The sequence below is a fragment of the Bradyrhizobium sp. U87765 SZCCT0048 genome, from assembly GCF_018131225.1.
In the GTDB taxonomy this organism is placed as follows: Bacteria; Pseudomonadota; Alphaproteobacteria; order Rhizobiales; family Xanthobacteraceae; genus Bradyrhizobium_A.
Window position 1 is genome coordinate 293,193 of record NZ_JAFCMM010000007.1, and the last position, 6,875, is coordinate 300,067.

Consider the following 6,875-nt stretch of genomic DNA (forward strand, 5'->3'; position numbering starts at 1 on the left):
TGAATCGCGGGCACGCAACAGCACACCATCAAATCGTGTCGGAGCGGCACGTCGTCGCTGGTGGGAGTCGGGGGAAGCGGGGGAAACGCACGCTTTGAGCACGCGCGTCGCGGCGCGCATGGGCGCGTCGCGATGCCATCGATCGCTGATTTTCGGAAGCAGACGCGTGGTGCGGGCGCTGTGAACAGCTCCGCCGGCGTGCTCAGACGCCGGGGCGCTGCTGCAGCGGCTGTGCCGCGAGGAGCGAGCGCAGTTCGCGCAGGCCGCCGATGCCGGCGCGCGCCAGGAAGCGCACCCAGCGCCGCAGATGCCAGACGAAGCCGTTCTCGATCGAGATCGCGCGCAACTGGTAGGCGAACGTGCTCGAGGCGGCGTCGCAGGCCTGCTTGACCGGATCGTCGTAGAACTGGCCGATCTTGGCCGCGTCCATGCCGTTGCTCGCGAGCCATTTCGGGATGTGGACGTTGCACAGCTGCTCGACGTCGGTGAATACCTTGCGCGTGCCGGTGCCGGCCGCGGGGCAGGACGTCGCGAACGCGTCGCCGACCAGCACGATGCCGGCCTGGCGATGGCCCTGCGTGACGTAGAGGTCTGCGGGCCGAATTCGGATCGGGCCGTCGACCACGACGTCGCCGGTCAGCTTGCGCAGGTTGGGCATCAGCTGATGCAGCGCCTGCTCGGGGGCATGGCGCATCTCGCGCAGCCACGGATCGTCCATGGTGCGATAGACCATGAGATTGGCGCGCATCGTGTCGCGGATCGGAAACAGCGTCAGGTAGGCCATCCGCGCGGCCGTGCTCTCGCCGTAATACGTCAGCGATCCGAACGGGAACGGCTGGCCGTCGCGCCGCCGCAGGTCGAAGCCCACGGTGATGGAGTGGCACGGGCTCGTCACCACGCGCTCGATGCCGAGCTGGTGGCGCAGTCCGACGTTGAGGCCGTTGGCGAGCACGACGAGGCGTGCGGTGACCGTGTCGCCGTTCGACAGCGTGACCTGCTGCGTGTCGTCGGAGGTCGAGATCGCGGTCGCCTTGGCGGCGACAAAGGTGACGGTGGAGGGGACGGCGCCACGCGCCGCCTGCACCAGCGTCTCATAGGCGAAGCCGTACTGGTCGCCACGACGGCGATCGATCAGGCGTCCGAGGCGCGCGATCCAGACCTGGCGATCGTAGGTCATCGCCGGCATCACATCATCGATCAGGCCTATGCGTCGCAGGGTGTCGAGCTGCGGGCCGTCGATCTTTTCGCAACGGAAGTCCTGCGGATAGACGGTGTGGGGATCGATCAGCGCCGTCTTCACGCCGGCGCGGCCGAGCATCGCCGCGGCCGTCGATCCGGCAAGTCCGCCTCCGATAATGGCAACGTCGACCTGGTGCATGATGATCTCGCTTGTTGACGTTAGCATTGCTGCAAACCAGCGAATGAAGATTGAAGGATGTGGGTTAATGTCCCGGCTGATCCATTTCGGAGCAGAAGTGTTTCGGAATATTGCTGTCGTCGCATTTTGAGCCGCTCGTTCCGGATCGGGCCGTGTCTGGAGAGCGACTTTTCACGATCCGTGCCAACGGCATGGTGTCAGTGCGCGGGCGCGGCGGGCGCAGGCGGCATGTTTCGGTTCATGTCCGGAGCGCAGACGTCACGTAAACGAATTGGCCGGTAATGTCGTCCCGTTGTGGTGCGGGCGAAGCCTGACACCCTCGCTGGTTTGAGGCAGCGCAATGCCGGCGGTCGCCTCGGCACGATGATGGCGCGACCGTCGTTGTCGTCACGCCGCAGGTCAGGTGGACAACGGCCGATTGCGCAGGAGATGACGATCAACCTTTTGCTGCGGTCGGGCCCGGGCAAAGGTGTTGGAGAGCGGGGCTTTTGATGAACGCGACGGCGGGACGATCTGGAGAAGCGGCTGCCAGCGGTGTCGTGCTGCTGGGCGGCGCCCATGGGGCGCTGTCCGCTGCGCGCAGCTTTGGCCGTCTCGATATCCCGGTGGCCTATGTCACCGACGATCATCCGCTGCCGGGCTTCTCCCGCTACGTCGATGCCAGCTTCACATGGCCGGGTGCGACGTCGCCGGGGGCCGTGGACTGGCTGATCGATTTTGCCGCCACCCACCGCCTGCAGGGCTGGCTGCTGATCCCGTGCGCCGACGGCGACGTCAAATGCGTCGCGGAAAATCTCGCGCTGCTGCGCGGTGTATTCCGCATCATCAGTGCTGACTGGCAGGCGCTGCAGCAGGTCTGCGACAAGCAGCGCCTCGCGGCCACGGCGCTGGAAGCCGGCGTCGCCTGTCCGCGAAACTATGTCATCCGCTCGGCCGAAGCCGTCGCGCGCACCGAGATCGATTTTCCTGTGGTGCTGAAGCCGGCGACGCGCATGGAGCGCAATGCCTTCACCGCCGCCAAGGCGTGGCGCGCCGACAGCCGCGAAGAGCTGATCGCGCTCCATGCGCGGGCGAGCGCGGAGGTCGGGGGCGAAGACGTCGTGGTTCAGGAGCTGGTCCCCGGCGGCGGGGAGGCGCAATTCTCCTATGCCGGGTTGTGGCATGGCAATCGCCCGGTCGCGGACATGACCGCGCGGCGGACGCGCCAGTATCCCGTCGAGTTCAGCATGAACAGCACCTTCGTGGAGGTGGTCGACAACGCCGCGGTGCGCGACGCGGGCCGCCGGCTGCTGTCGGCGATCGGCTTCGAGGGACTGGTGGAGGTCGAGTTCAAGTACGATGCCCGCAGCGGGAGCTACAAGGTGCTCGACGTCAATCCGCGGCCCTGGTCGTGGTTCGGGCTGTGTGCGGCGGCCGGGCTCGATCTCGCGGTCCTGATGCGGGAGGTGGCGCTCGGGAGCGTCGTAGCCCCCGCGGCGGCCGAGCCGGGCTGGGCCTGGATGCAGGCGTCGCGCGACGTCGTGGCGGCTGGTCAGCTGATCTGGCGCGGGGATCTTCGATTCGCCGATTACATCGCCGGGTCCCGCCAACAGCTCACCTATGCGGCCTTCGCCTGGGATGATCCGATTCCCGGCCTCATGGAGGTTCCGCTGACGGTCTACCGGGTGCTGTCGCGCCTGCTGCCCGAATGGGCGACCACGGCCATGCCGAATCGAGGCAGGGCATAACTGGCTATTGGTATTTTTATACCGATATCGGCGCGGGTTCCATGCTATGGAGGGCTCCCGGCGGGCGGGAGGGTGCGGGCAGGGCCGGCAAACTGTCGTCCTGGCGATGGGATAGGGGTCACAGAATCGTTGTCTGCGATTCCCTCGCGATGCAGCAGATGAGTGGCTTCGCGATGCGGCAAGGTGCAAGAAGTGCCTCTGCGACGCGTGTTTCTTCAATCGTGTTTGGTCTTGACTTGCCGACGCTCGGCCGGTAGAACGCGGCCACTTAACGACAGGCGGTGAGCTTCGTCTGCGTCGGAACGGATCACCCTCAACCATCCGAAACACCTTTCAGGCCGTTAGGCCGGTGCATCGGATCCGCAGGGCACCAACCTCGACGAATGTCGCTCAGACGCTGTCGATGATAGCCAGTCAATGCGAAGACAACCCCGACCCGCGGCGTGCCGCTGATCGCGTCCGCTGAGGGATTGGGGTTACGGAAGCATGATCCCGGTGGGTTCGCCCATTGTGATCCTCTGTGGCGACGAAGCGCCTACTGCTCAGCGATGAGCGGTTGGCGTGATTTCGTTTTGCGTGAATGCATTTGTTCCAAATGCAGCCGCGCAAGGCGACCCGACAGGGCGGGTAGCCCGGCAAAATTTTGCGAAACCCGGTCGGTTTCGCGCGAACGAGGGTGAAGGCGAACAATGCCGACGATCAACCAGCTGATCGCAAATCCGCGCGTCGTCCAGAAGGCGCGCAAGAAGGTGCCGGCTCTGCAGCAGTCGCCGCAGAAGCGTGGCGTTTGCACGCGCGTCTACACCACGACGCCGAAGAAGCCGAACTCGGCGCTTCGTAAGGTCGCCAAGGTGCGCCTGACCAACGGCTTCGAGGTGATCGGTTACATCCCGGGTGAGGGCCACAACCTTCAGGAGCACTCGGTGGTCATGATCCGCGGCGGCCGCGTCAAGGACCTTCCCGGCGTTCGCTATCACATCCTCCGCGGCGTCCTCGATACGCAGGGCGTCAAGAACCGCAAGCAGCGTCGTTCGAAGTACGGCGCGAAGCGTCCGAAGTAAGGAGCGGAATCCATGTCGCGTCGTCACGCAGCCGAAAAGCGCGAAGTTCTTCCGGATCCGAAGTTCGGGAACATCATCATCACCAAGTTCATGAACTCGATCATGTACGACGGCAAGAAGTCGGTGGCCGAGGGCATCGTCTATGGCGCGCTGACCGCCATCGAGAGCAAGACCAAGCAGAACCCGCTGACGGTGTTCGAGCAGGCGCTCGACAACGTCATGCCGACCATCGAGGTTCGCTCCCGTCGCGTCGGCGGCGCCACCTACCAGGTGCCGGTCGAAGTTCGTTCGACCCGCCGTCAGGCGCTCGGCATCCGCTGGCTGATCACCGCGGCGCGCGGCCGCAACGAGAAGACCATGACCGAGCGGCTCTCCGCGGAGTTGCTGGATGCGTCGAACAACCGGGGGAACGCGGTCAAGAAGCGTGAAGACGTGCACAAGATGGCGGAAGCCAACCGCGCCTTCTCGCACTATCGCTGGTAACGGCGACCGTAACGCACAGGTTTAAGGACAGCTCCCATGCCCCGCCAACATGCCATCGAGGACTACCGTAACTTCGGTATCATGGCGCATATCGACGCCGGCAAGACGACGACGACCGAGCGCATCCTCTACTACACCGGCAAGAGCCACAAGATCGGCGAAGTGCACGAAGGTGCCGCGACGATGGACTGGATGGAGCAGGAGCAGGAGCGTGGCATCACGATCACGTCCGCTGCGACCACCGCGTTCTGGAACGGCAAGCGCCTGAACATCATCGACACCCCCGGCCACGTCGACTTCACCATCGAAGTCGAGCGTTCGCTGCGCGTGCTCGACGGCGCCGTGTGCGTGCTCGACTCCAACCAGGGCGTCGAGCCGCAGACCGAGACCGTTTGGCGTCAGGGCGACAAGTATCGCGTTCCGCGCATCGTCTTCGCCAACAAGATGGATAAGACGGGCGCCGACTTCTACAAGTGCCTGCAGGACATCATCGACCGCCTCGGTGCCAAGCCGGTGGCGATCCAGCTGCCGATCGGTTCGGAGAGCAACTTCAAGGGTCTGATTGATCTCGTTCGCATGAAGGCCGTCGTCTGGAAGGACGAGGCGCTCGGTGCGAAGTACGAGGACGAGGAGATTCCGGCTGACCTCGTCGAGAAGGCCAAGGAATACCGCGAGAAGATGGTGGAAGCCGCCGTCGAGCTCGACGACGACGCCATGGCTGCCTATCTCGACGGCAAGGAGCCGGAAGAGGCGACGCTGAAGCGCCTGATCCGCAAGGCGGTGCTGACCGGCGCCTTCTATCCGGTGCTGTGCGGTTCGGCCTTCAAGAACAAGGGCGTGCAGCCGCTGCTCGACGCCGTCGTCGACTATCTGCCGTCGCCGCTCGACGTGCCCGCGATCAAGGGCCAGGACGAGGATGGCAACGAGATCGTGCGCAAGGCTGACGACAAGGAGCCGCTCGCGCTCCTCGCGTTCAAGATCATGGACGACCCGTTTGTCGGCACCATCACCTTCTGCCGCATCTACTCGGGCACGCTCATCTCCGGCACCGGCGTCATCAATTCGACGCGCGACCGCAAGGAGCGTATCGGCCGCATGCTGCTGATGCATGCGAACAACCGCGAAGACATCAAGGAAGCCTATGCCGGCGACATCGTCGCGCTGGCTGGCCTCAAGGAAGCCCGCACCGGTGACACCCTGTGTGACGCCGACCACCCGGTCATCCTCGAGAAGATGGAATTCCCGGAGCCGGTGATCGAGATCGCGATCGAGCCGAAGTCGAAGGCCGACCAGGAGAAGCTGGGCGTCGCCCTGGCCAAGCTCGCTGCGGAGGATCCGTCCTTCCGCGTGTCGACCGACCAGGAGTCCGGCCAGACCATTCTCAAGGGCATGGGCGAACTTCACCTCGACATCAAGGTCGACATTCTCAAGCGTACCTACAAGGTCGACGCCAACATCGGCGCGCCGCAGGTTGCGTTCCGCGAGAAGATCACCAAGGCGGCCGAGGTCGACTACACCCACAAGAAGCAGACCGGCGGTACCGGCCAGTTCGCGCGCGTCAAGTTCGTCGTCGAGCCGAACGAGCCGGGCAAGGGTTTCGAGTTCGAGTCGAAGATCATCGGCGGTGCGGTGCCCAAGGAGTACATCCCGGGCGTCGAAAAGGGCCTCAACAGCGTCCTGGGTTCGGGCGTGGTCGCCGGCTTCCCGGTGGTCGATGTCAAGGTCCAGCTGGTCGACGGTGCCTACCACGACGTCGACTCGTCGGCGCTGGCCTTCGAAATCGCTTCGCGCGCCGCCTTCCGTGACGCGCTGCAGAAGGGCAAGTCCGTCCTTCTCGAGCCGATCATGAAGGTCGAGGTCGTGACCCCGGAGGACTACACCGGTTCGGTCATCGGCGACCTCAACTCCCGCCGCGGCCAGATCCAGGGGCAGGACATGCGCGGCAACGCCAACGTCATCAACGCCATGGTGCCGCTGATGAACATGTTCGGTTACGTGAACAACCTGCGCTCGATGAGCCAGGGTCGCGCGACCTTCACCATGCAGTTCGACCACTACGCCGAGGCACCTGCCAACGTGTCGGCGGAAGTCCAGAAGAAGTTTGCCTGATCGCCTTTGACCGAGAGTCAAAGCCTGAACGGAGAGTGTCATGGCCAAAGAGAAGTTTGAACGTACGAAGCCGCATTGCAACATCGGCACGATCGGTCACGTTGACCACGGCAAGAC

At 64.5% G+C, this 6,875-nt stretch carries 5 protein-coding genes; 4 read left to right on the forward strand and 1 reads right to left on the reverse strand.

Annotation, left to right across the window (positions count from 1 at the left end; translation table 11 throughout):
* Window positions 1-202: 202 nt before the first annotated feature.
* Entirely contained in the window at window positions 203-1,378 is a 1,176-nt protein-coding gene (locus JQ639_RS33795; protein WP_211964674.1) for an FAD-dependent oxidoreductase, read from the reverse strand.
* Between the two features lie 491 nt (window positions 1,379-1,869).
* Between JQ639_RS33795 and JQ639_RS33800 the strand changes: the two genes are divergently transcribed.
* From JQ639_RS33800 to fusA, 4 genes are all read left to right on the forward strand, one after another.
* Complete coding sequence (locus tag JQ639_RS33800) at window positions 1,870-3,105, forward strand: carboxylate--amine ligase (protein ID WP_211964676.1); 1,236 nt, start codon at window positions 1,870-1,872, stop codon at window positions 3,103-3,105.
* Window positions 3,106-3,794: 689 nt separating this feature from the next.
* A complete protein-coding gene (rpsL, locus tag JQ639_RS33805) occupies window positions 3,795-4,166 on the forward strand; it encodes a 30S ribosomal protein S12 (protein WP_211964679.1) in 372 nt (123 codons plus the stop codon).
* Window positions 4,167-4,178: 12 nt separating this feature from the next.
* Window positions 4,179-4,649: a 30S ribosomal protein S7 gene (gene rpsG, locus JQ639_RS33810; protein ID WP_211964688.1), complete on the forward strand. Its 471-nt coding sequence runs from the start codon at window positions 4,179-4,181 to the stop codon at window positions 4,647-4,649.
* A 36-nt stretch (window positions 4,650-4,685) separates the two neighbouring features.
* The gene (gene fusA / locus JQ639_RS33815; protein ID WP_211964690.1) at window positions 4,686-6,758 is read left to right on the forward strand and encodes an elongation factor G; all 2,073 of its coding nucleotides are present in this window, start codon (window positions 4,686-4,688) and stop codon (window positions 6,756-6,758) included.
* Window positions 6,759-6,875: the final 117 nt, after the last annotated feature.